The following is a 23,716-nucleotide window of genomic DNA, read 5'->3' as shown; positions in this document are numbered from 1 at the left end:
GCGAGATGCATGAACAACTCGACGAGCTTTTGGCTGGACGCGACCAGATGGAGTCGCTGCTGCGCGTCATCGTCGGCATCGGTGGTGATCTCGATTTGAACACGACGTTGCATAGGATCATCGATGCTGCGATCGAGTTGACCGGGTCACGCTATGGCGCGCTGGGCGTGCGGGGCTCTGATGGCATGCTCGATGCGTTCCTGTTCAAAGGGATCGACGCCGAGTTGCAGGCCCGTATCGGGCATCTCCCGGTTGGGAAAGGCGTGCTGGGAGTGCTGCTCGATCGCGCCGAGCCGCTGCGTGTCGACGATCTGACCCAACATCCGGCAGCGGTCGGATTCCCCGAGCACCATCCGCCGATGCGGGCATTTCTTGGCATGCCGATTGTGATCCGAAGTGACGTGTACGGCAGCCTGTACGTCACCGACGATCGGGCTGGGCACGTGTTCACCGAATCCGATGAGAACGCCATCCGTGCGCTGGGTGCGGCGGCCGGCGTGGCTATCGACAACGCCCGCTTGTTCGAAAGACAGCGGGCTTCGGCGCGCTGGATCAACGCCGGGCGGGAAATCACCTCAATCCTGCTGTCGGCGACCTCGCGAGAGCCACCACTTCAGATGATCGCCGAGCGTGTCCGCGAACTGGCCGACGCGGAGCAGGTCATCGTGCTGATCCCGAACGACATCGACCGGCCCGGCGAATCTGTCGATACGCTTGTTGTGGTCGCGGCTGCCGGCGGGCATCGCGCCGAGCTGCCGATCGGTTATCGGGTGCCAATCGACGGGTCCACATGTGGTGAGGTGTTCCGGTCCGGAACCCCGGTGATCACCGAGACCTTCTCCCATCTCATTCCATCCTTCTCTGACCACGGCGAGCGCCCGACGATGGCGGTGCCGCTACGTTCCGCGGATAGGGTGACCGGAGTTCTTGCGTTGGCGCGGAATTACGACCGCCCTCGGTTCACGGCAGATGACCTGAGCTGGGTGGTGGCCTTCGCCAATCACGCAGTAGTGGCGCTTACCCTGGCCGAAGCCAGTGAACGAGCCCGCGAGTTCACGATCCTCGCTGACCGTGAACGCATCGCTCACGACCTGCATGACCACGTCATCCAGCGCTTGTTTGCCGCCGGAATGGATCTGCAGGGCACAATCGCCCGGGTCCGTTCACCGGAGATCATTGCGCGGCTCACCCGCACCATCGACGAACTGCAGTCGACCGTCACCGAGATTCGCACGACGATCTTCCATCTGCAGTCGACGTCGGGCGGCGCTACCAGCTTCCGGGAACGCATTCAGGCCACAGTGGCCGAGCTGACCCAACACTGTGACCTCACCACGACCGTGCGTCTTCGAGGCCCCTTGTCAGTCGTGAGTACCGACCTTGCCGACCATGCGTATGCCGTTGTCGCAGAAGCAATCAGCAATGCGGTGCGCCACTCCGGGGCGAGCGCGCTTACCGTCGAGATCATTGCGGCCGACGAGCTGATGGTCAAAGTCCTCGATAATGGCCGGGGTATCCCTGCTGACAATCAACGACGCAGCGGTCTGGAGAACTTGAGTCGTCGGGCTCAACAACTCGGCGGAACGTGCGAATTCCTGACGCCGCCGTCCGGCGGCACTCACGTCTGCTGGACCGTCCCGCTCGATCTCGAATCCTGACGAGTCGGCATGGCATTGTCGCCAAGCGGTGGTTCAGCAGGTGACCAATGACCCTGTGGCGATCCACCGGATCTGCGCAGCATGAATTAGTGCTTGAACAGTAAGAAAGACTGGAGCTTCTCATGACCGAATCCATTCCCCGCGGAGATGACGCGGACTTGGCCGAGCAGGTGCAGTCTGTCGGAGATACCCTGGCGGATGCCGACGAAATTTGGGTGAATGGCGTTGTCCAGCAATGGGATGCGGACTTGGCGGACACGCTCGATCAGCACCGTGCAATTCCTGAATTTGACGACGATCGACGGTCGGAGGAGTAAATCGCCATGGCCGGCTAGCACTGTCGATCACCGACGACTACTCAACCGCTCAACAACGTGAGGTTCCCCAGTCGCCGGGTATGTGTCGCAGCGGATGCGACATCGACAAGTCGAGCAATGCCGCGCTCGATCCCACCGGCCAGTTCATCGACGTCGAGTTGGGCGTCGTAGTCACCGATGACACCGAAGGTCACGTGGTCGGCGTAGCTCATGATCGCGATACCCGTGCGGATCCCGACGGCGATGGGCGGTACCGGCACGAGGTCGATGATCTCCCGGTCCAACATGCGCATTCGCTTTCGCGGTCCAGGGACGTTGGTGGCCACGGCTACGACACCGTGTTGCGGCAGCCGTCCGAGTAGGCGTACCGCCGATGCCATGATCGGAAACGGCACCAGGTTGGCTGCCGCGACCCCCCATGAACCAGCCTGACGCTGGCCACTGCGCTTTGCGGCCGACAATCGCCGGTGGACCAGCCGAAGTTGTTCGAGCGGATCTGAACGATCGACCGGCAGGTCAGGCAGCAACAGCGAGAGCCGATTGTCTGGCACGTGCAGCAGTTCGGGGGGCCGGACGGAAACCGGTACCAAGGTCCGGATCGGTCCGGCTGAAGGTTGCATGTTGCGACGCAACATGGCCGAGCGGAAGCCGTCGGTGATGGCCGCGAGTGCCACGTCATTCACCGTGACACCGAAGCGTTTGCTGATCAACTGGACATCACTGAGCGGGACCTGAACGGCGCTGAAACGGCGCAGATCGCTGAGTTGGCCGTTGAGCTGCTGCGCGGGCGTGGTGAGCATGCCACCGACGATCTGAGCGGCGCCGAAGGCTACGCGCACGCCGCCCCGGGCAGTCGATGTCAGCATTCGCCACGCATCACTGCCGATCGCCAGCGGGTTGAAGCCGCGGCGCGGACGACGGCTCGAGGGTGACGTGGTGTTCGGTACTTCGTCGCGAGGGCTCGGCTGGTCGTCGCAGACGCCCGCGAGCATGGCCGCCGCCGAGACGCCATCGGCGATGCAGTGGTGCAGTTTGACCAGCAGGGCCCACCGTCCGTCGCCGAGACCGTCGAACACCCACGTCTCCCACAATGGACGAGACCGGTCGAGCCGGCGCTCCATCACTTCCGCAACAGCACGATAGACCGCGGCGTCGTCACCCGGAGCCGTTACGGCGTGCCTGCGAACATGGTGCGCAATATCGAAATTGCGTGCGGTCACCCATTGCGGGGCACTGATATCGAGCGGAAACGAATGCAACATCTGACGCATGCGCGGAACCTCGGCTGACCGTTCCTCGACGGCCGCCTGAAGTTCGGCAAACTCTGGGGCGGGACCCTCCATGATGGCCAGGACCGCAACAGCCAGACTCGCATGCGAGTCCGAATCTTCGGCCTGCAGGAAACCGGCGTCGAGCGCTGTCAGCCGTTCGTTCATCCGCGCGCCTGCACCGCCGGCCCGTTTGCCGGCGCGTATTCGATTGCGCGATGCCGGAGGAGCGCGCCGACGCCGTCGGCGAGCGTCAGGTCGTGGTGCACGTACGCGATGGCGGATCGGCCCGCGATCGCCGCGAACGGCAGTGCTTCGTCGGCGCGGACAACAGCCGTGGGGGCTTGACCCAGCTCCGACAGAGTGTCGGCATCAGTGGCGACCGTGGTCGGGCCGGAGCCGAGCAGCACGGCGGTTGCGCCGAGTTCGCCGATCAGCAGCGTCTCCACATTCCCGTCTCGTAAGCCCTCGCACACCGCCTTCAACCCATCGACTGCCCGCCCCGATTGGTTGCCACGCTGTTGAGTGAAAGTTTCTGTCAGGTGGTGCATCTCGGTCGCCCTCCGGGTGCGCAGCACTTCTTCGATGAACTCCTGAGCGTCGTGGTCCGACAGACGTTGTCCCGACGCCCCGCAGGGAAGTGTGACCACTGATGTAGCCAGTCGCTTGGGTAGTTCCGCTGTCAACTCGGCGCGGGTGCGCGCCTGTCCGGACACGAAAACCACCGCGGCGCCGATCTGGTCGGCAAGCTCGGTGACTCGGGCGGCAACAGCGCGGACGTTGATGCGGACAGCCTCTTCCACGCTGTGCTGGAAGTCGCCGTAGCCATTTAAACCGGCAGTTGCCGCCTTGTGCACCGGGTACCCGTCCCCTTGCAGCGTTTCGCGACGAATTCTGTGGTTATGGTGTGCGGTCAGGTCCGCACCTTCCCGGTCGACCGCGACGAACAGGTAGCTGGGGTGCCAGAGGTCTCCATTCATGAGCGGCAGCACGTAGGGCAGCTGAGACACCCGGGTCAGCGGCAATCCAGACCGTGGATAGCCCGCGGCCGCGGCGATGTGCACTCCGTCGGCGCTGGCAATCAGCCCGCGCGGTCCGGCAAGCGATAATTGTTGCCGCACTGCGGGTTCCAGAGTCTCGATCATCGTGTTGTCGGCGCCTTGGTGGAGCAGATCACGACGGATGTCCTGCCACGTCGCGTCCACACGCTCCCGTCCGTCTGGCACGTTGAGTGCGATATCGAAGTAGATCGAGGCAAACGGCCCGTGGTGGCCGAGCAGCGGACGGAACGGTGTGGTGTCCACGAAAACTCCCATCGGAGCGCGCGACGCGCATGAAGTTGGTGTTGGGTTCTTGTCGAATGATGCTCAACCTCATCGCCCTGCATGGGCAGGGCTGATCGGCCGCAGTCCGAGGGACCTTCGGCAGTAGCAGTAGGCGGCGTACGACACGATGGACCGAAGTCCCTTCGGTCCATGGCGAGTGACCCTTTTGGGCAGGGGCCAGCCGGGTGAACATCGGGAGAAGCAGCCGTCTTGACGACCGGTTGGGTGCTGCCGTCAGAGGCTTTCGGCGGAAAACCGGATCGATGGATAAGGAGCCGATCGATGTCAGCTCGAAACGTGACACAGCATGCGCCTCGGCGCGTGTTCCGCGATCGCCGCGAGGCGGGACGCGCGTTGGCCGAATTGTTGACCGCATACCGCGACAAGACGGACGTCGTGGTGCTCGGCCTGGCCAGAGGCGGCATCCCCGTCGCGTGGGAAGTCGCTGCTGCGCTCGGCGCACCACTGGACGCGTTCATCGTCCGGAAACTGGGTGCACCCGGACATGAAGAGTTCGCGATGGGTGCACTGGCGAGTGGAGGGCGCATCGTCATCAACGACGACGTGGTGCGGGCACTGCGGGTTTCGCCGCAGCGGCTGTCCGATATCGCCGAACGGGAAGGCCGTGAACTGCAGCGGCGGGAGGTCGCCTATCGGGACGGCCGACCGCCGGTCGAAGTCGCCGGCAAGACCGTCATCGTGGTCGATGACGGTCTGGCGACCGGCGCCAGCATGTTCGCTGCGGTGCAGGCACTGCGGGAGGCCGACCCGAAGGAGATTGTGGTGGCGGTGCCCGCTGCCTCGGAATCGAGCTGCCGGCAATTCGCCGGCCTGGCCGACGACTTCGTGTGCGCCAGCATGCCGAACCCGTTCCGGGCAGTCGGCGAATCCTTCTGGGATTTCAGCCAGGTCAGCGACTCGGAAGTGCGAGAGCTGTTGGCGACGCCGACGCTCCGGCCGGCTGTTGGGACTCGACTTCGCGGGAAGACGCCCGCCGAAGTCATCAACGGCGCGGCGATCGACGCGCCCGACGGGATTCCGCCCACAGAGGTGCTGGAGGAGCTGATCGGTGACGCGAAGGTCGTCCTCATCGGCGAGGCCTCACACGGTACGCACGAGTTCTACGCCGCGCGTGCCGCCATCACGAAATGGCTGATCCGCGAGAAAGGCTTCTGTGCCGTTGCGGCAGAGGCGGATTGGCCGGACGCGTACCGGGTGAACAGGTATGTGCGGGGAATCGGTCACGATGACTCCTCCGACCAGGCGCTGAGCGGGTTCGAACGATTCCCGGCCTGGATGTGGCGGAACGTGGTGGTTCGGGATTTCGTCGACTGGCTGCGCCGGCACAATGTCGAGTGCGCGAATCGCAACGAGAGGATGACCGGCTTCTACGGTCTGGACCTGTACAGCCTGCATCGTTCGATGGGCGAGGTGATCACCTACCTCGACAAGACCGATCCGCGGGCAGCTGCCCGGGCGCGGGAACGCTACTCGTGCTTCGACCATGCCTCGTCCGCCGGCGACGGGCAGGCCTACGGGTTCAAGGCGGCGTTCGGCGCGGGCGCGTCGTGTGAGCGTCAGGCGATCGAGCAACTCGTCGAAATGCAGCGGAACGCCGTGGAAGTTGCGCGGCGCGACGGTCTACTGCATGAAGACGAGGCTTTCTACGCCCAACAAAATGCCCAGACGGTTCGTGATGCCGAAGTCTATTACCGCGCGATGTTCGGTGGCCGCGTCGCGTCCTGGAATCTGCGCGACACCCACATGGTTCACACGTTGACCGCGCTGCTGGATCATCTCGGTCGCGAAGGCAAACCAGCGAAGATCGTTGTCTGGGCGCACAACTCACATGTCGGCGATGCGCGCGCGACGGAAGTGGGCAACGACGGGCAGCTCACCCTCGGCCAGCTTGTTCGGGAACGCTATGGCAGCGACTGCCGCCTCATCGGTTTCAGCACCTACACGGGCAGTGTTACCGCGGCCAGCGAGTGGGGTGGCATCGCGGAACGCAAGGCGGTGCGTCCGGCGCTCAACGGCAGCATAGAAGAGCTCTTGCACGAAGTGGGCAGGGAATCGTTCTTCGTCTCGCCGTTGATCACAGATGCGGCCGCCGAGCCGCTTTCGGTGGTGCGCCTCGGTCGCGCCATCGGCGTGATCTATCTGCCTGCCACCGAACGGCAGAGCCACTATTACCACGTACGGCCCGCCGACCAATATGACGCGATGATCCATATCGATCGGACACGCGCGCTCGAACCGCTGGAACCGACAAGTGTCTGGCACGCGGGCGAAACCCCGGAAACGTATCCGACCGGACTGTGATTCAGCGGTGCCTGAAGGCGTCAACCGCGGTCGGCAGGGTCGGAAAGATCCGGTCCTCGCCGATCCGTGCGAGTAACCCAGCTGCCGCGAGAGCGTCGCGGAGGTGTTGCTTGACACGTGCGACGGCAAGCACGATTCCGCGTTGCGCCAGGTCTTCGCGGAGTTGGTCAAGAGCGTCGAGGGCGGTCAAGTCGACCTCCACGTTCGCTTCGGCGTTCAAGATGAACCATTCGACGTGCCCGCCTGTTTGGTCCACTGCCGCAAGCGCGCGGCTGCGGAAATCCTGAGCATTCGCAAAGCACAGGGGTGCGTCGTACCGGTAGACGACCAGGCCGGGTAGCGGCGTCGCATCCGGATAGTCGTTGACGTCGTGCATACCGGCGAGGCCGGGAACGAAGCCGAGGACGCTGTCGTGCGCATGCGCGATGCGGCGCAGCAAGTCGAAGATGGACAGTCCGACGGCAACGAGTACGCCGTTGAGCACGCCGAAGCCGAGCACAGCCACAGCGGTCGCGCAGGCCAGCACTAGTTCGCTGCGCCGAAAGCGGGCCAGCCGGCGGTACTGGGCCACGTCGACCATACGGATTGCCGCGTAGATGACCAGCGCCCCGAGAACCGGGACGGGTATGTGAGACAGCACGTTACGGCCGAACAAGGCGACTGCTGACACCATCAGCGCCACGGTGATCGAATACAGTTGCGTCTTGCCGCCGACTGCTCGTGCCAAACTCGTGCGGGATGCGCTGGCGCTGACCGGAAACGCGTGGACCAGGCCCGCAGCAGCATTTGCGATTCCCAGCGCGCGCAATTCGCTGTTCGGGTTGAGCTCCTGATCGTCACGCGCCGCGAACGCTCGTGCGGTCAGTACCGCGTCCGAGAAAGCCACGATGGATATCCCGATAGCGGGGAGAACGAGAGCCGACAGGTGGCCTGAGGTCACATGGGGGAATCCGAACGCCTGCATCGGCTCGGGAACGCTTCCCAGCGACTTCGTGCCGCGAAACCAGTCTGCTCTCCATGACACGAAGGCGGTAGCGGCCACAACGGCAATCGCCGGTCCGGGAAGCTTGGGGGTCCACCTGTCGAGCGCGAACAGCAGTCCGAGAACACCCACTGCCAAGATCAGAGTGGGTGTGTGCAGCTGACGTGCCACCTCTGGAATCGACTGGGCGACAGCGGCTATCCGCTCATCTGGCATAGCCACGCCGGTAATTGCGCTCACCTCGCCGACGAGCATCACGACCGCGATTCCGGTGATGTAGCCGATCAGGATGGGGCGGGACAGCAGATTGGCCAAGAAACCCAGCCGGGCCAGTGAGGCGACCAGGCAGACAAGGCCGACGATTCCTGCGAGTACCGCCGCCAAAGTCTGATGAAGCACAATATCGCCGCCGGCGATCGGGAAAAGCACAGTTCCGGTGAGCAACGCCGTGGCCGATTCCGGCCCGAGGGACAGTCGGCTCGAGGAACCGAACAGGACGTAGGCGATTTGAGCCACTGCGGCACCCCACAGCGCGGTCAGCGGAGGCATCCCCGCCAGCATTGCACAAGCCATCACTTGTGGAACCAGATAGGCGGTTACGGTCGCACCCGCGACGAGATCGCCGCGGAGCCAGGTCAATTGATACGACTGCAGCTGCGCGATAGTCGGTGGCCAGCGGATTGTGCGACTCGTGATGGTCATTATCGCTCAATCGAATGCATGCGTCGAGCTTGCCCGCGACACCTCGGATCGCACTAGTGACTTAGGTCAGAAGTCTGCGTACGGCAGTCGTGAGCGCGCTGTGGTTGAAGCCGGACACTGCTCTCGAGCCGGGCCCTTCAGAAGGATTCCGGCATTGTGCCAGAGGACCTTTGGCCCGTGTACTCGTTCTCCGAACGGTGGACGATCTAGAGATGGACTCCGTCCGGAGTGCCGAGCTGCTGGGGAGGGTTCCCTCATGGTTGTTTCCAACTCGAACTGCCGAGAGCCGGCCCCCGCCGGGGGCGATATCGGCTGTGTGGCAAGTGATCCGGTCACGGATGCGCGCCAGGGGCGGATTCTGTTGCCGATCGCTGCCGCGCTGATCGTCGTGATGATGGTCGTCGGCTGGCTGTTTCAGGGCTTCTCGCTTGTTCGTCTGGTATTGCCGGATACCTCCGCCGCACCAGCCGATCGAACTGCGACACAGGTGACCTCCGCGGCGGCCGGCGAGCAGTTGTATGCGTGGCTGGCTCAACTCGAAGCGCCACTCGATGCATTGCTCGTCCAACGCGACAACATGGTTGCGGCGTCAACCCAGGCGGACGAGAAGGGAATTCAGCGCGCCTGCCAGTCGGGTGCGGCAACTTTGCCGCGCCTACAGAAACTCTTGCCGGGCCCGGACGCGGTGCTGAACACCGCGCTGCAGCAGGTGATCGATGATTACGGCTTCGGATTCACCTATTGCCTGTCGGGAATCCAGCATCACGACGCGGCAGCAATCGAAATGGCTGCGGTCTATCTGCACCGGGCGAACAACGATCTGCGCACGATGATGGCGATAATTGCGCGTGACCTGGACGCGTCGGAACCGAGCGATTCGGACGTAGTCCAGATATGACTCAATCGGTACGGTCCGCGACGCCTTCTCAGTCGGCGTACTACGACACCGTCACCCACGATCTGGCAGCGCATCGGGTGTCGTTGAGATGCTGCATCGGTGGCAGCAACCCGGGCTGGCATCTGACTCTGCCGGCTGAGCCGGATGCCAACATGGGGACCAGCATGTCAGTGGGCGTCGACGACGGTAACGACAACGTACCCGACTCGTTGCGTGACATGGTGCTGGCAATTGTCCGCGACCGCCCCTTGGTGTCGGTGGCGCCGACCAGCGACGAAACACGGCCGTCGGCGACAGTGCCGAAACCACGTGCCGGCAAGCTGGACCGGGTGCATCGTGCGGTCGGTGAGCAGCTCGACAAGCTGTTGGAGTGGGACCGCGCGGTGCGGGTGGACGCGCCGGATGCGGTGCATCAGATGCGGGTCGCCATTCGGACGATCCGGAGTCTCCTGCAGGCGTCGCCGACAGCATTCGGACTCTCCGAGGACACTCGGCTGCTCGAAGAGCTGGCCGAGTTGGCCGCTGTGCTGGGTACTGCGCGCGACGCCGAGGTCTTGGCCGAGCGACATCAGCGGGCACTCGATGGTTTGCCGGCGGAGCTCATCCGGGGCCCGGTCCGAACACGTCTGGTCGACGGAGCCGGCGGCCGCTACCAGGCGGGACTGCAGGCATCGCTCACTGCGATGCGCTCGGCGGGCTACTTTAGGCTGCTCGACGCGTTGGACGCACTCCCCGCCAAACCGCCGTCGGCCGCTGCCGCCCAGGTGGAGTCGTCGGCCGTCAAGACGATCGCAGACGAATACGAGCGCCTCTGCAAGCGGGTCAAGGCGGCGGCCGCCGCCGAGTCCGCGGACCACGACGCGATGCTGCATCGTATTCGAAAGAGTGCCAAGCGATTACGCTATGTCGCGGCGGCGAATGGCGCCGTGCACGTATCGGAGGCTGCGAAGGCCATTCAGACGCTGCTCGGCGATCACCAGGATAGTGTCGTGAGCCGTGCCAACCTCGCTGAACAGGCTGACGCAGCGACCGCGGCGACGGAGGACACTTTCACCTACGGGGTGTTGTATCAACGAGAGATTGACCTCGCCAATGACTGCGAGCGGCAACTCCCCGCCGTGCTGAAGTCTCTCGAAAGGGCCGTTCGCAAAGCTGTGTGATTCGAATTGGAGTCGCCGTGGCTCCAGCGTCAGCATGGCTCGTTGTCGAGTCTCGACCTTGCCGCTGTCAGGCGCTCTCTCTCGGTGTCGGCCAGGGCCGGGTAGTTCGGATTCATCCCACGCAGCGACTGCACGAGCACTGCCGAGGTGGTCAGGTGACTGAACCATTTGTGGTCGGCCGGAACGACGTACCACGGCGCCCACGGGGTGCTCGTGTGGGTGAGCATCTCCTGGAACGCGAGTTGATAGTCGTCCCAGTGCGCGCGTTCGGCCAGATCGTTCTCCGAGAACTTCCAGTTCTTCTGCGGATTTTCCAGGCGTTGCAGAAACCGGCGCTTCTGTTCGCCTTTGGAGAGATTGAGGAAGAGCTTGACGATGACCGTGCCGTTGTCGTGAAGGTAGCGCTCCCACTCATTGATTTCCTGAAACCGTCTGTGCCACAGGTGATGGAGTTCGGTGGATGCGACCGGTGGATCCAGAAACTCGGGGTGGACTCTGGTCGTCAAGACTGCCTCATAGTGGGACCGGTTGAACACCGCGATGCGCCCGCGCTCGGGTAACACCCGGTGGTAGCGCCACAGGTAGTCGTGGGCAGCTTCGATGGGCGTGGGTTCCTTGAAGCTGTACACGTCGACGCCCACGGGGTTGAGTCCGCTCATCACGTGTTTGATCGTGCCGTCCTTGCCCGCGGCGTCGATCGCCTGGAGAACGACGAGCAGAGCCTGTTCGGCAGCGGCGAAGAACCGATCCTGCAAATCCAGCAGTAGCGCCTTCGCCTGCGCCAGCTCAGATTCACCACTGTCTCTGGCCAGACCTGGCGTATGTCGTCCGGGGTCGTGGTCGCGAGCGAGGTGAATGTGTGCCCCGGGGGCGACCCGCGCGGCGTCGGCCAACGCCTGCCAGTCAGGGCAACCATCGGTTGTCGGAGCTGGGGACTGAAGATGCTGACCCTCAGTCGTTTTCGTTGTAGTAGTAGTACTCATTCGCTAGCCGGTGCAATCGAGGGAGACCCTGATCGTCTTGTTGATGACGATGGTGGTGGCGTGCGTGTTCGGGCCTCCAGGAGTCGAACGGTCGGTCCGGGTTTGGATGACGGGGTCCCACACGTTCTGCACCGTGCATTTGTCCATCGGTGCACTTCCCACGCGCTCCAGTTGCACGCTGTATCCCTCTTTTTCCAGTTGTGCGATGGTGCCGGCTGCGCCGGTATCGGTCATCCAGGAGAAACCGCCGCTGCCGGTGGCGAGGCAACGTAGTGTCTCACCGGAAGGGCTTTGCGCGGTGTCGTTCAAGTTGACCGCCATACAGGGCTGGCCGGCTGCAGGGTCGGCGCCGTCACTACCTTCGTCGGCGCAGACCGGGGACGCGAACAAGACTGTGCTGAATGCGATTGCTATTGCAGCGGCGCTGAGATACTCGGTTTTCATCGTGACTTCCTTGCGACGATGTGGCGTTGGGGCTGGACCGCCCGGGGCAGATCCCGAATGGCGTCGGCTGTGGTCTTGACAGTTGCGGCAGATGCGGCAGATCGGTGGTTCGGAGCCCACCCGATGACGGTGAGGTACAGCCCGATCAATGCCATGATGACGACGCTGATGGTCCACCACGGCGTGCCGGTGAAAGCGCTTTGTCCCATGGAAAGGTATGACTGCGGGAAGGTCATCAGCGCTATTCCCTTGGCCACCGTCATCCAGCCCAGGACTGACACGGCAGCTGCGGCAAATCCGCGCCAGTACGGGTGCAGAGCGACCACCACGAGGCCCATCGGTAACACGAACGCACCTGTGATCCAGGGCCACAAGGAGCTTCCGTCGAACGTATACAGCATGGTCTTGACATAGCTGGGCCGGGTCACGACGGTGCCGGATGCGATGAGGAGATACGGCCCGAGCACACGGGCGAACATGCGCGTGCGGTGCTCGATAGGGCGTGATGTGCTCATAGTCCGGACCTCTCTTCGAGTGCTCTTCCGTTCAGATAGAGGCTTACTGCGTTGTCGATCAGCAGCGCGTCGAGCCGAATCAGGTGAATGGAGCGTCGTCGTCGAGCCACGAGACCACGTCGGACAGGGGCCGGCGCGGGGTCGCGGGCAGCGGATCAGCATTCAGCGGTGCCCAGCCGACGCGAATGAGCATCTGGGGGAACAGCTCGTCGCCAAAAACGTCCGATCGCACGATTTCCCGGCAATCGGGATTCTCCAGTGCCTCGGTAACCGGACACGTCGACAGTCCTTGTGCGGTAGCGGTGAGCAGGACTGCGCTCGTGGCCTCGCCGGCCCTTAGTCGATCAAGTGGGGTGTCCGTCGACGTGCCGAGGGCGAGAAGTAAACCGTTGTCGTCCGATGCGGTTGTCCCGGCTGGTTGGCCCAGCACCGGACCCGCGAAGATACGGCTGGGAACAGCGGCACCGTAGTCGGGTGTCGGCGTACTGTGAGCAGGCACTCCAGCCACCGATGCATAGCGCCCGCTCCACGTCGTCAGTTCGGTGAGGTACTCCGTGTCGTGAACGTGCTGTGAAACCGCCTGCCGCAGCGCGGTAATCAAGACGTCGTTGAGCTTGACCCGGCGTAACCCGATGCCGAGGCGGGCGGCACGAGCAGTCATCAGAGCGACGTCTCCGAGTGCGACGGGCCAGCCGCTGTAGTAACGCCGATCGGTGCGACGACGGGGGATTGCGGCGGCGAGGGCGATGTCAGGCTGATTCGGAGTGCAACGAACCAGTTCGATCGCGGCGAGATGGTTGGGCTCAGCGGGATTCGGAAACCGGTGAATGGTCGGTTGCCAGCCGAGCGCATAGAGCGCCACCGCCGCATGGTGCAGGGCTGCTCCGCAACTGATCAGGAGATCGCGCCCGTCGGGGTCGGTGTGCACCAGATGCAGCGACTCTTCGGCATACAGATGCACGCTGTGGGAACCGATCCGCCACCGCCAGGGTTGGGTATTGTGGACCGATGGTGCACGGGTCGCGAGCGCCATGGCTGCGCGCATCGTCTCACGGTCGGGGAATACCTTGGGCATTTGCGTTACCTCACAGCGTATTCGGCAGATAGCGATGCAGTCGGTTCGGGCTCCGCCCGTCCCGCGCTGCGGTATTCGGTCAGGTTGACCTCGATGGTGAGCACGTCATCGTGGCGATGCTGAAGGCACGGCCAGCCGGCAGCTGCGACGACCCGTCGCACGTCGCCGTTCTGCGCCGGCACGTCAGCAACGAGCCGTTGGGTCCACGCGCGTTTGGCATGCGCTCCGAGCCGCCGCAGTAGCGCCGTGGCGATCCCGCGGTGGTGATTGCGATGAGCTACGACAATGGCGATTTCGGCGGTGCCGAAGTCGGAGGTGGCGCTGTAGTTGCCCACGGCCACAAGCTGTTCGCCGTCGAATGCCCCCAGTGCGAGGTTTCCCGCGGTGGGTTCGGGTTCCGAATGCGCCCGTTCCGTCACATATTTGGGAAGGTAGGTGAAAAACCGGAGATAGAGCTCGTCTCCGCTGAGGTCGTCGGCGAGCGCGAGCACCGCGGGAAAGTCGTCGGGTTCGAGATCGCGGACAGTGACCTTTGTTCCGTCCCAGAGCGTTTCGTCAGGTTGCCGCGCCGGAGACGAGAAGGGCACGGACGACGGGGACACGTCCGGAGTCTGCTCGATCGTCATACAGCGATCCTGCAGGTGACGCAGCGCGAGTGACAGAGCCATAGGTCACTTGCTCGTCTGCCGCGCGGATGGCCGTGTGACAGCAAACAGATGCCCATCGTCATTGGAAGGCAAGGACATTGGTCTCTCCCGCCGGGCCTGAGCTGTCACGCAGTCTGGATGTCACATGCTGCGCCAGGTGGCGTAAGGCCCGACCAAGGAGTCCGCCATGGACGAGTACACGTGGAGTCCGTTTACCCGGTTCTGGCTCCGAACCTTCATGTGCTTTTCTCGAAGCCCTCTGGTGCGCCGCAGTGACCGTCTCGAGGCGTCCGCAAGGCTGATGGCATTGATCGTTGCGCTGCTGCTGATCGCACCGGCCGCGGCGTTCGGCACATCGGTCTATGACGAGCAGAAGCAAACCGTCGCCCGGCAGTCTGCCGAATGGCACACCGTCGCCGCGACCGCGGTGGACAACAGTGTCGTCGTATCCCGGGTCGGGGCAGCCGGATTCCGAACGCACGTGCGCTGGCGTGCTGGCGGGGCCGACCACAATGCCTGGTTCGTGGGTACCCAGAACTTGAGACTCGGTGACCAGACTTCGGTGTGGGTGAACCATCGCGGCGAATACGTCGGCCCACCGCAGAGTCGCGAGCAGGTGTCCGCTGCGGCGTTCGGCGCAGCGGCCATGCTGTGGCTGGGGGTGACCGGGAGCCTGTACCTGGCGGTCCTGGCTTTGCGCTGGTGGCTTGACCACAAGCGCTACGGCAGGTGGGCGACCGAGTGGCGTGAGCTGGATCGCGACGGTAGGGGCAGACAGGACCATTACCGCAAGTAGCTCACGGCAGAGGCGCCCACCACCGCAATATGGTGCCGCCATCGCGGGCCGGCCCGACCGTCATCTCACCACCACTGTCGGTGGCTCGTCGGCGCAGGTTGGCCAGCCCACTCTCGGTGATCGTTCCGGCCATCCCTTGGCCATTGTCGGCCACCTCGATGCGCAAGTCGTCGGCAACGGTGACGGTGACGACGACCGCGCTGGCCTTGCCATGACGGACGGCGTTGCTCACCGCTTCCCGGACAACCGCTTCGGCGTGATCGGCCAGGTCGGCTTCGATGACGGACAGCGGGCCGTCGTAGCGGACCGTTGTGTGTAGTTCATTGCTGGAGAACGCAGATACCGCGGCATCGAGTCGCTGCCGGAGCCGGGTGGAGCCGCTCGAACTGCCGTGGAGATCGAAGATCGCGGTGCGGATTTCGGTGATCACGTCCTGCAGATCGTCGATACACGCGGTGATCCGGTGCTGCACATCGGTGGACCGTGCGCGCGGGACCGCACCCTGCAGTGCGAGTCCGACCGCAAACAGCCTTTGGATGACGTGATCATGCAAATCGCGGGCGATGCGGTCCCGATCGGCCAATATGTCCAATTCGCGCACCTGTCGTTGGCTTGCCGCAAGTTGCCAGGCGAGCGCGGCCTGGTCGGCGAATGCGGCCATGGTGTCCAACTGGTCATCGGTGAACGGCTGTCGAGCCTTGCCTCTGAGCAAGATCAGAATCCCGATGACCGACGCGGTGGTGCGTAGCGGCAGCACGAGGGCATGCGCCATCTCGAACCCAATGTCATCGGGGAGGTCGGTGGCGTCGCAGCGCGATGGGATCCGTTGGTGGAAGGCGCTGCTGACCGGTCCGTCGGCGACCGCAATGTGCACTGCGGTTGGTGTTACATCGCCCACGATGTCGACGATCTGCAGTTCGGCGATCTCTTCACCGGGGGCGTCGTCCTCATCAGGGACGGCCAGCAGCGCGACATCCGCATCCGTCAGCGAATGTGCTGCTTCGGCGATCAGCCGGAACACCCCGGCCGGCTCGGTACCGGAGAGGAGCGCGGTACCGATGTCGCGGGTGGCCTCGATCCACGCCTGGCGGCGTTGCGACTGCTCGTAGAGTCGGGCGTTGTCGATGGCGATGCCGGCGGCAGCCGCCAACGCCTGTGCCAGGACTTCGTCGTCTTCGCTGAACGGCTGCCCAGATGCTTTTTCGGTGAGATACAGGTTCCCGAAGACCTTGTCCCGGATGCGCACCGGCACACCCAGGAACGTTTCCATCGGGGGGTGATGTTCGGGAAACCCGACAGACGCGGGGTGCGTGCAAATGTTCTTCAGCCGAATCGGTTTCGGCTCATCGATCAACACGCCGAGCACGCCGCGTCCTTGGGGCAGCGGTCCGATCTTGCGCCGCGTGTCCTCGTCGATACCTTCGTAGATGAATTCGACGAGCTCGCGGTCGGCGCCGCGGATTCCGAGTGCGCCGTAGCGGGCGTCGATCAGCTCGATCGCCGTGCGCACGATGGTTCTCAGTGTTTCATCCAACTTCAGACCGGATGTCACGGTCAGCATCGCCTCGACAAGCCCGTCCAGGCGGTCGCGCCCTTCGATGATCTGCTCCACCCGCTCGTGAACTTCGCCGAGAAGTTCACGCAACCGCAGGCCGGACAGCGTCGCCCGCAGTGGGCGATTGGCGGCTCCGTCGCTTTGGCTTGTCACACCGGTGATTCTGTCATCGCCGCAGAATCGCGGCGCGGTTTGCCGGCAGTTGTGCGTCAGTTGTCCGGATGCTGTGGCCTGTCCAGCTTCGACACGAACACCGCCGCCTGGGTCCGACGCTCCATGCCGAGCTTGGCGAGCAAGCGGGACACATAGTTCTTGACCGTCTTCTCAGCCAGGAACATCCGTGCGGCAATCTGTTTGTTGGTCAGCCCTTCGCCGAGTAGGTCCAGGAGTGCACGCTCCTGATCGGTCAGGCCCGAAAGCGGGTCCGACCGTTCGGCTGCGTTGCGAAGCTTGGCCATCAACGCAGCCGCGGCGCGATTGTCCAGCAGGGACCGTCCTGCGCCGACGGCTTTGATGGCCTCGGCCAATTCCATGCCCTTGATGTCCTTTATCACGAAGCCGCTCGCGCCGGCCAGGACCGCATCGAGCATGGCTTCGTCAGAGGTGAACGAGGTCAGCATCAGGCAACGGAGGTCGGGCAGCCGGGACAGCAGATCACGGCACAGCTCGATGCCATTGCCGTCCGGCAGGCGGACATCGAGGACCGCGACGTCGGGCCGGAGCGCGGGAATCTGAGCCATGGCGTGCGCCACGGTGCCGGCCTGCCCGATGACTTCCAGATCGGGGTCCGCGCTCAGCAGGTCGATGAGTCCGCGCCGTACGACTTCATGGTCGTCGACGAGAAAAACAGAGACCATTCGCAGACCCTTCCGGATGTCGATGACGTTCTGGTACGCGTTCAATTCTGCCTCATCACGATAGTCCAGTCAGCGCCTACAGACGCTGGTTATGCTGGCAAATCAGTACGCTGCAGTTCACCTGGCTCGGAACCGCGCGCGCCGTCCCGACGATCTCTCCCAAGCCGGGTCCGCGATGCCTGCTGATGACCAGGAGTTGGACCGAATCAGCATGGTGTTCCAGATAATTCATCGTTGAACCGTTGACTGCGACCGGATTGAACTCGATGTCCGGGTTTGCCAGGCGGTGACGCGCAAGCCGTTTGTCCAAACGCGCGCGGGCATTCTCATCGGGGATGTGCTCGTGGACGTCAGCCGGCTTGGTGTGCGACGTCGCCAGCACGGTCAATGGGGCACCGCGCAGCCGGGCTTCGTTGATGCCGGCGTCGAGGACGTTGACACTGTCCGGGCCCTCGTCGACCTCTACGACCACGTGCCGGGGCCGTGCCGACCAATGCTGACCGCCACTGCGAACGATGGCAACCGGGCACAGCGCCGACGTCGCCAAAGTCGCTGCGGTGGAGCCGAGCCGGGAACCCGTCGCATGGGCGATGCCGAGCGAACCCATGCAGAGCAGGTCCGCTGATCGGGCTGCGTTCAACAGCACTCTGGCGGGGTGCCCCTGTAGCACCTCCCACTCGATCTTCACCGGTTTCTCTGCCGACTCGACGGCGACCAGGGTCCGGCGGACCGACACGTCGGCACAGGCCAGATCCCGGGCTTCCTGTTCCGGATCGATGTCGCCATGACCACGTGGTTCAACCACGTACAGCAAGCGCAGCGGCACATCGCGGCTGACGGCTTCGTCGATGGCCCACAGGGCAGCATTCACCGCCCACTGTGAGCCGTCGATGCCGACCACGACGGCAGACGACGGTGACGCTGATTTGTACATTCCCGTACTCTCCTGAGATCACCGAGCTGATTATGGATCGACGGTATGTGTCGTGATGCGGGCGACGGCAGGGGAATTGGTCCCTAGTCACCCGTCACAGTGACCTGCGGCGGCGGGACTGTTGGCCGCGACCGCGGGCCGATGTGCTCTAGCCCGCCACCCGTTCTGACGCCATCGTCGATGACATGAACAAGCAGCTGGTCACCGGCATCGTGCTTGCCGCCGCGCTGTGTGCGACGGGGCGTTTGATGCGAAAGCGCGCTGCTGCCAGACGGGCATCAAGCGCCCCGGCCTCAATTCCGGTCGTCCGGGCGATCTGGCCGGTGACGGAAGACATCCGACAGCTGGCGTCGCGGTGTCGGTGGCGGGACCTCATCGAGGGCTGGGGCAGTACCGATACGGACCAGCACCTGCGGCAGCGGATGTCCGGTGAGCTTGCTGATGACGTCGCGGGTGGCCGGGTGCTCGGTCAGATGCGTGAGCGTGCAACTGGCTAGGCCGGCGATGGTGGCTTCCAGTAGCACTGCAGACAATGTCTCACCACACTCCAAGATGTCCTCCCTGGTGTCGCCGAGCGCCGAGATCACCACAACGGTGGCCTGGTCATCCCCGGTTTGCTGGCGGCGCTCCCGGGTGTGTGTGACCGGGAACGAACGCCCGATGTCAACTCGATCGCTTTCGGCGGCCGAGACCAGAGAACTGTGCGGGATACCAGTCGTGGCGCCAAAAGGTGAGGTCCACCAGTCCAATTCGGCATGGTAGGCAGCGTCGTACATCCTCAGCACCTCGGCCAGATGCGACGCCTCGGCCAGTTCGGTGCGCTGCCCGGCGGCCAGGACGTCAACCTGAGTCGGCCGGTTGCCTACGGCCAGCCGCAGCAACTTTTCGAAGGCCGGCCAGTCTTCGACGGCACCGAACGGCAGTCGGTCGCTTCGGCGGCACAGGATTGCATCCGCTGCCCGCAGTTGTGCCGAAGTCACGCCGATGGCCGGCCGGAAGTCGATATCGGCGAGGTGATGACGGTTGTTCGGATTGGGAAAGCGATCGACGAGGGTCGTCCAACCGGCTGCCGCCATCGCCACCCGCAGGTGGTCCAAGGCCGCGCCGCAACTCAACATCGCCTGACGTCCGGAGTCGTCGGTGGTCACCAACCAGTCAGTGTCGAGAAACAGCTTCAGAGTGGCGGATTCCAGAACCCACTTCCACGGCTGGCTGTTGTGGTACGACGGCGCTCGGCATGCCAGGTGTACCGCATCTTCGATTTCTCGGAGTGAAATCGTGGTTTTCGTCATGAGATGCCCTTCTCGGCGGTGCGAGGTCGACACCGACGGTGCCCGATGCCGCCATGCCCGGACAGAGCCAGAAGTCATCAATACCCGGACATGTGACCATTGGCGGTCACCAGTGGGTCCGATGGCCGCATCGTGGGCTCGGCATGGCGGCAAGGATTGCCGCCATGAGCCTCGCCGTCACACCGCACGTCACTGACACCGTGGGGATTCCGACCGCACGCATCGAAGTTCATGAAACGCACACGGGCCTGGTCGTGCTGGCAGGCGATCGTGCGTATAAAGCGAAAAAGCCGGTAGTAACCGACTTTCTCGACTTCAGCACGCGAGAGCGCCGTGAACATGCTTGTCTGCGCGAGATCGAACTGAACCGCAGGTTGGCCGCGGACAGTTACCTCGGATTGGCGCATCTGGTCGAACCCGCCGGCGGCCCGGGCGAGCCGGTGATCGAGATGCGCCGTTATCCCGACGTCGAACGCCTCGCCACCATTGTTGCCGGAGGCCGGCCGGCGACGGGCCACCTCGACGCCATCGCGCAACAGCTTTCGCGGCTGCACGCTGATTCGCCGCACGGCGACGAGATCAACGCGGCTGGATGCCGCACGGCCGTCGTCGCACGGTGGGAAGAGAATCTGGCCGAGCTCAGCCGCCGGGCCCGGGCATTGGACGCCGTTGGCTCTATTGCGTTGATCAGCCGCCTCTTTCGGCAATACGTCGATGGTCGCGCAGCGTTGTTCGAGGAGCGCATCAATCAGTGCCGCATCGTCGACGGACACGGTGATCTCCAAGCCGGAGACATCTTCTGTACCAGTGACGGACCGGTCATCCTGGACTGTCTGGAGTTCGATGATCAGCTCCGTTACGTCGACGGCATCGACGACGCGGCGTTCCTGGCAATGGACCTGCAGTTCCGGGGAGCTGATGAACTGGCTCACCACTTCCTGGCCGGCTACCGGCTGGCCGCAGGTGACACCGCGCCGCCGTCATTGGCGTATTTCTACTGTGCTTACCGGGCGATCGTCCGGGCCAAGGTCGATTGCATCCGGATGGAACAGGGCGATGCCGCCGGCGGCCCCGACGCGATGCGGCATTTGGAACTGGCGATCAGAAACCTGCGTGCCGCGACAGTACGGTTGATCCTGGTCGGCGGCGCTCCCGGAACGGGCAAGAGCACGGTAGCCCAAGTGTTGGCTACTACCATTGCTGCACAGCTTATTTCGAGCGACGATGTCCGGGCCGAGCTGTGCGCGGGTGGCCGGTTGGACGGACCCGCCGGACAGTATGGGGCAGGCCGCTACAACCACGAACAGGTGGAACTGGTCTACCGAGAGATGCTGAAGCGAGCAGGATCCCTGCTTGCGCAGGGAAGCTCGGTCATCCTGGACGCCACCTGGCGGGACACCGATATGCGAGGGCACGCCAGAACCGTGGGCCGCGACCACAGCTGCCCCATCGTTGAGATCGAATGTTCGGCACCTCTTGGCATCACCCAGGAACGGATTCGTAACAGGCACCACAGCACCTCCGAGGTCACCGCCGAGATAGCCGCGGAGTTGGCGAAGGAACCCGTCAGCTGGCCCGAGGCGCACCGTGTCGACACCACCGGCCCGCTCAGTGCATCGGTAGAGGCCGCTATCGCGGTCTGCCGCTGCGCACTTTGATGGGAGGCGGCCTGCCACAGAGCACTTTCGCTTGCCGCGAGGGACCTTAGACACTAGGGCCGGACGCCCGGGCGCGGTCAGATGTCATCGGAGATCAGGCGATCTCACGGTTGTCAGAGAACGGAGTAGCGACATGATCGCGAATCAGGAGGTCCAGCAGCGGACACGTGGCTTCGCTCGCGCGGGTGGGCGACCGGGCCTCGGGAGACGGGACATCTGATGACTGTCACAACCACCACGAAGCCCGTCGTCGTCGGTATCGATGGTTCCAAACATGCGCTGCGCGCCGCGCAGTGGGCTGCACTGGAGGCGGCGAGCAGAGACGTCCCACTGCGCCTGGTCTACGTCATCGACGCGGTAGAGGCCGATAGTCAGGAGAACATCGACCGGGCGCAGCACGCATTGCACAAGGCCTGGGAAGCGGTGAGCGATACCCACGTCGACGTCAAGCTCGAAACGGAGATCGTGTCCGGCGATCCGGCGGAATGCCTTGCCGAGGAGTCTCGCGGCGCGTCGATGGTCTGTGTCGGTGACCGCGGAAAACACGACACGCCGGACGCTCCACGCGGGTCCACGGCTGTCGAGGTCGCCCGTAGGGCGCCGGGCTCGGTGGCGGTCATCCGTCGGGCGCACCGCGACTTCGACCATCGGAAGTGGATTCTGGCCGTGCTCGACGAATCAGCCTCTGCCACGGCTGTGTTCGAGGCTGCCGAAGCTGATTCGGCATGGCGCGAAGCTCCGATCCTGATGTTGGAACCATGGTCGCATTCGAGCCGGCCGGTCGATGCCAGACACCCGGTACACGCCGCCCTGGAACGGTATGTGAAGGATCCGGACAACAGTCATCTCCAGTCGGTCACCCTGGCGATGCCAGGACACCTGACCAACCTGTTGCGGCAGAGTGCGTGCATCGACCAGCTCGTCATCGTGCCCGGAGACCGTCCCGAGTTGGTCGAGGAACTGACCAGCGACGAGGTGCGAAAGGCCTTGAAGGATTCGGACTGCACGTTGTTGTTCATCCGGCCGACGAGTCCCGTAGCTGTCGGCAATGGTGTTGCCAGTCAACAGGCTTCGGCCGACCGGGCGACGGTGGCACAGCCCTGACCCAGGTTTTGCACGAACCGGCCCGCGTCACCCCATCTTCGATATTGTGTTGAAGGGCTTGACGATTCGAGGGTCCATCGTCGGAACTCGACAAGATATGGTCGAGGCACTGGAGTTCTATACCCGCGGCGTCATCGACTACCGGACTCCTTACCGCGCCGACATCGGAGGCTAGACCACCGATTGGCGAGGATGTCCCCGCAAAATAGGGACCAATTGCTTTAGCGCCCGCCCCGATAATCGGACATCCTTGGGAAGTGTCCAGTACTGAATGTCTTGCTCCGGCCGGTGGTACTGAATCGAGCGACGACGCGCGGGCGGTCCCGTCGGCGACAACCCGTTTGCGGGACTGGATCGCCGAGGTCGCTGGAAAGCTCGCGCGTCGCGAGGGCCGCAACGATGTGGCACGGGACCTGGAGATCATGGGCTGGTGCCGGGAGGCCGCCATGCGGTTCGTCGATGCCCCGATCCAAGCCTTTGTCCCGCTATTGGTCGAGCGCATCGTAGGCGACCGGATCCGGCGTGACCGCAGCCAGATCGGGAGCGCCGCGGCGGCTACGGATCAAGCCGTACGCCTTCAGTCGTGCCGGTTGGCGTCCTAGTGACCAGGATCCTGAACTTGGTTCTGCCGATGAAGCCGATAAGCCGGCGCAGGACCGGCCGCACCAGGACGTAGCCGGCCAAGCTGACCACAACGCCCAGCGCAAGGCCCGCGAGGACATCACTCGGATAGTGGGCACCGACGTATACGCGCGCGAACGCCATCACTGCCGCGGCCACGGCCGCCGCGATGCCGAGGCGACGGTCGACCAACCACAGTCCTGCGGTGACCGCCGCTGCGATGACGACATGGATGCTGGGGAAGCCGCCGTCGGTATTGCAGTGCAGAACCACGATGTCGTGCAGCGCGTTACACGGACGCGTCTCATTCACCGACACGGCGATCGGGTCATATACGAGTAAGGCGGCAATCACGCCCAGCGGTGCCCACACCGCTGCGACCATGGACATCGGGCCCGTGCTCTTGCGGGCAAGCCACCATCCGGCCAACAGCAACACCACGAAGAGGAGCACCCCGTCGTTGGCATACGCGGCCAGCAGTGGCTGCAGCCACGGTGTATCGCGAGCGAAATCGTTGATGACGTAGAAGATTCGCGTGTCGAGGTTCATCGCCGATGCTTTCAGTTCGCCGCCGTGCCTGGTGTCCAGTGTCAGTGTGCCAAA

The 23,716-nt window shown here is 63.9% G+C and carries 21 protein-coding genes and 2 pseudogenes; 10 read left to right on the top strand and 13 right to left on the bottom strand.

From position 1 onward, the window contains the following. The first annotated feature begins 5 nt into the window (after positions 1-5). A complete protein-coding gene (locus AC3WTE_RS11670; protein ID WP_492437732.1) occupies positions 6-1,658 on the top strand; it encodes a GAF domain-containing sensor histidine kinase in 1,653 nt (550 codons plus the stop codon). 122 nt (positions 1,659-1,780) lie between these two features. Beyond that, complete coding sequence (locus AC3WTE_RS11665) at positions 1,781-1,975, top strand: Rv3202a family protein (protein WP_492437612.1); 195 nt, start codon at positions 1,781-1,783, stop codon at positions 1,973-1,975. Between the two features lie 41 nt (positions 1,976-2,016). Here the strand turns inward: AC3WTE_RS11665 and AC3WTE_RS11660 are convergent, their stop codons facing one another. Continuing rightward, positions 2,017-3,411, bottom strand: a complete 1,395-nt coding sequence (locus AC3WTE_RS11660) for a wax ester/triacylglycerol synthase family O-acyltransferase (RefSeq protein ID WP_492437611.1) — start codon at positions 3,409-3,411, stop codon at positions 2,017-2,019. Further along, positions 3,408-4,547 (bottom strand): Rv2629 family ribosome hibernation factor, encoded by a 1,140-nt coding sequence (locus AC3WTE_RS11655; protein ID WP_492437610.1) that lies wholly within the window; start codon positions 4,545-4,547, stop codon positions 3,408-3,410. Before AC3WTE_RS11655 ends, AC3WTE_RS11660 begins: the two co-directional genes overlap by 4 nt. Positions 4,548-4,850: 303 nt before the next feature. Here AC3WTE_RS11655 and AC3WTE_RS11650 point away from each other — a divergent pair, with 303 nt between their 5' ends. Beyond that, a complete protein-coding gene (locus AC3WTE_RS11650; RefSeq protein WP_492437609.1) occupies positions 4,851-6,890 on the top strand; it encodes an erythromycin esterase family protein in 2,040 nt (679 codons plus the stop codon). A gap of 1 nt (position 6,891) precedes the next feature. Here AC3WTE_RS11650 and AC3WTE_RS11645 read toward each other — a convergent pair whose 3' ends face one another. After that, positions 6,892-8,574: a SulP family inorganic anion transporter gene (locus AC3WTE_RS11645; RefSeq protein WP_492437608.1), complete on the bottom strand. Its 1,683-nt coding sequence runs from the start codon at positions 8,572-8,574 to the stop codon at positions 6,892-6,894. 256 nt (positions 8,575-8,830) lie between these two features. On the opposite strand from AC3WTE_RS11645, the gene AC3WTE_RS11640 reads away from it, so the two are divergent. Together AC3WTE_RS11640 and AC3WTE_RS11635 are read left to right on the top strand one after the other, a co-directional pair. After that, positions 8,831-9,472, top strand: coding sequence for a hypothetical protein (locus AC3WTE_RS11640; protein ID WP_492437607.1), 642 nt, complete (start codon positions 8,831-8,833; stop codon positions 9,470-9,472). Between the two features lie 299 nt (positions 9,473-9,771). Beyond that, a pseudogene (locus AC3WTE_RS11635) lies at positions 9,772-10,632 on the top strand (CHAD domain-containing protein); the annotation flags it as partial. Positions 10,633-10,661: 29 nt separating this feature from the next. Here AC3WTE_RS11635 and AC3WTE_RS11630 read toward each other — a convergent pair. The 5 genes from AC3WTE_RS11630 to AC3WTE_RS11610 all read right to left on the bottom strand — a co-directional run bounded on the left by AC3WTE_RS11630 (position 10,662) and on the right by AC3WTE_RS11610 (position 14,275). Next, a complete protein-coding gene (locus AC3WTE_RS11630; RefSeq protein ID WP_492437606.1) occupies positions 10,662-11,525 on the bottom strand; it encodes a PPK2 family polyphosphate kinase in 864 nt (287 codons plus the stop codon). Positions 11,526-11,618: 93 nt separating this feature from the next. Then, positions 11,619-11,924 (bottom strand): hypothetical protein, encoded by a 306-nt coding sequence (locus AC3WTE_RS11625; protein ID WP_492437605.1) that lies wholly within the window; start codon positions 11,922-11,924, stop codon positions 11,619-11,621. A gap of 131 nt (positions 11,925-12,055) precedes the next feature. Beyond that, the gene (locus AC3WTE_RS11620; RefSeq protein ID WP_492437604.1) at positions 12,056-12,574 is read right to left on the bottom strand and encodes a hypothetical protein; all 519 of its coding nucleotides are present in this window, start codon (positions 12,572-12,574) and stop codon (positions 12,056-12,058) included. 79 nt (positions 12,575-12,653) lie between these two features. Further along, positions 12,654-13,649 (bottom strand): nitroreductase family protein, encoded by a 996-nt coding sequence (locus AC3WTE_RS11615; RefSeq protein ID WP_492437603.1) that lies wholly within the window; start codon positions 13,647-13,649, stop codon positions 12,654-12,656. A gap of 5 nt (positions 13,650-13,654) precedes the next feature. Continuing rightward, entirely contained in the window at positions 13,655-14,275 is a 621-nt protein-coding gene (locus AC3WTE_RS11610) for a GNAT family N-acetyltransferase (RefSeq protein ID WP_492437602.1), read from the bottom strand. Positions 14,276-14,483: 208 nt separating this feature from the next. Here AC3WTE_RS11610 and AC3WTE_RS11605 point away from each other — a divergent pair, with 208 nt between their 5' ends. After that, positions 14,484-15,092: an Rv1733c family protein gene (locus AC3WTE_RS11605; protein WP_492437601.1), complete on the top strand. Its 609-nt coding sequence runs from the start codon at positions 14,484-14,486 to the stop codon at positions 15,090-15,092. Between the two features lies 1 nt (position 15,093). Here the strand turns inward: AC3WTE_RS11605 and AC3WTE_RS11600 are convergent, their stop codons facing one another. The 4 genes from AC3WTE_RS11600 to AC3WTE_RS11585 all read right to left on the bottom strand — a co-directional run bounded on the left by AC3WTE_RS11600 (position 15,094) and on the right by AC3WTE_RS11585 (position 19,730). Beyond that, positions 15,094-16,809, bottom strand: a complete 1,716-nt coding sequence (locus AC3WTE_RS11600; RefSeq protein WP_492437730.1) for a sensor histidine kinase — start codon at positions 16,807-16,809, stop codon at positions 15,094-15,096. A gap of 47 nt (positions 16,810-16,856) precedes the next feature. Next, positions 16,857-17,504: a hypoxia response regulator transcription factor DosR/DevR gene (dosR, locus tag AC3WTE_RS11595; RefSeq protein ID WP_492437728.1), complete on the bottom strand. Its 648-nt coding sequence runs from the start codon at positions 17,502-17,504 to the stop codon at positions 16,857-16,859. A 76-nt stretch (positions 17,505-17,580) separates the two neighbouring features. Next, a complete protein-coding gene (locus AC3WTE_RS11590) occupies positions 17,581-18,438 on the bottom strand; it encodes a universal stress protein (protein WP_492437600.1) in 858 nt (285 codons plus the stop codon). Positions 18,439-18,731: 293 nt separating this feature from the next. Beyond that, positions 18,732-19,730: an Acg family FMN-binding oxidoreductase gene (locus AC3WTE_RS11585; RefSeq protein WP_492437599.1), complete on the bottom strand. Its 999-nt coding sequence runs from the start codon at positions 19,728-19,730 to the stop codon at positions 18,732-18,734. Between the two features lie 164 nt (positions 19,731-19,894). Here AC3WTE_RS11585 and AC3WTE_RS11580 point away from each other — a divergent pair, with 164 nt between their 5' ends. The 4 genes and pseudogenes from AC3WTE_RS11580 (at position 19,895) to AC3WTE_RS11565 (ending at position 23,094) form a co-directional block, all read left to right on the top strand. Continuing rightward, a complete protein-coding gene (locus AC3WTE_RS11580) occupies positions 19,895-21,388 on the top strand; it encodes a bifunctional aminoglycoside phosphotransferase/ATP-binding protein (protein WP_492437598.1) in 1,494 nt (497 codons plus the stop codon). 219 nt (positions 21,389-21,607) lie between these two features. Next, entirely contained in the window at positions 21,608-22,492 is an 885-nt protein-coding gene (locus tag AC3WTE_RS11575; protein WP_492437597.1) for a universal stress protein, read from the top strand. A 31-nt stretch (positions 22,493-22,523) separates the two neighbouring features. After that, positions 22,524-22,628: pseudogene (locus AC3WTE_RS11570) on the top strand (zinc-dependent alcohol dehydrogenase); the annotation flags it as partial. 121 nt (positions 22,629-22,749) lie between these two features. Beyond that, a complete protein-coding gene (locus AC3WTE_RS11565) occupies positions 22,750-23,094 on the top strand; it encodes a three-helix bundle dimerization domain-containing protein (RefSeq protein ID WP_492437596.1) in 345 nt (114 codons plus the stop codon). Here the strand turns inward: AC3WTE_RS11565 and AC3WTE_RS11560 are convergent. Beyond that, positions 23,048-23,662, bottom strand: a complete 615-nt coding sequence (locus tag AC3WTE_RS11560) for a phosphatase PAP2 family protein (protein WP_492437595.1) — start codon at positions 23,660-23,662, stop codon at positions 23,048-23,050. The genes AC3WTE_RS11565 and AC3WTE_RS11560 overlap by 47 nt on opposite strands. Positions 23,663-23,716: the final 54 nt, after the last annotated feature.

The organism is Mycobacterium sp. FW102-FHT13B02, from assembly GCF_058790275.1.
The sequence above is the reverse complement of the archived record's forward strand: the minus strand, read 5'-3'. Positions and strand labels throughout refer to the sequence as shown.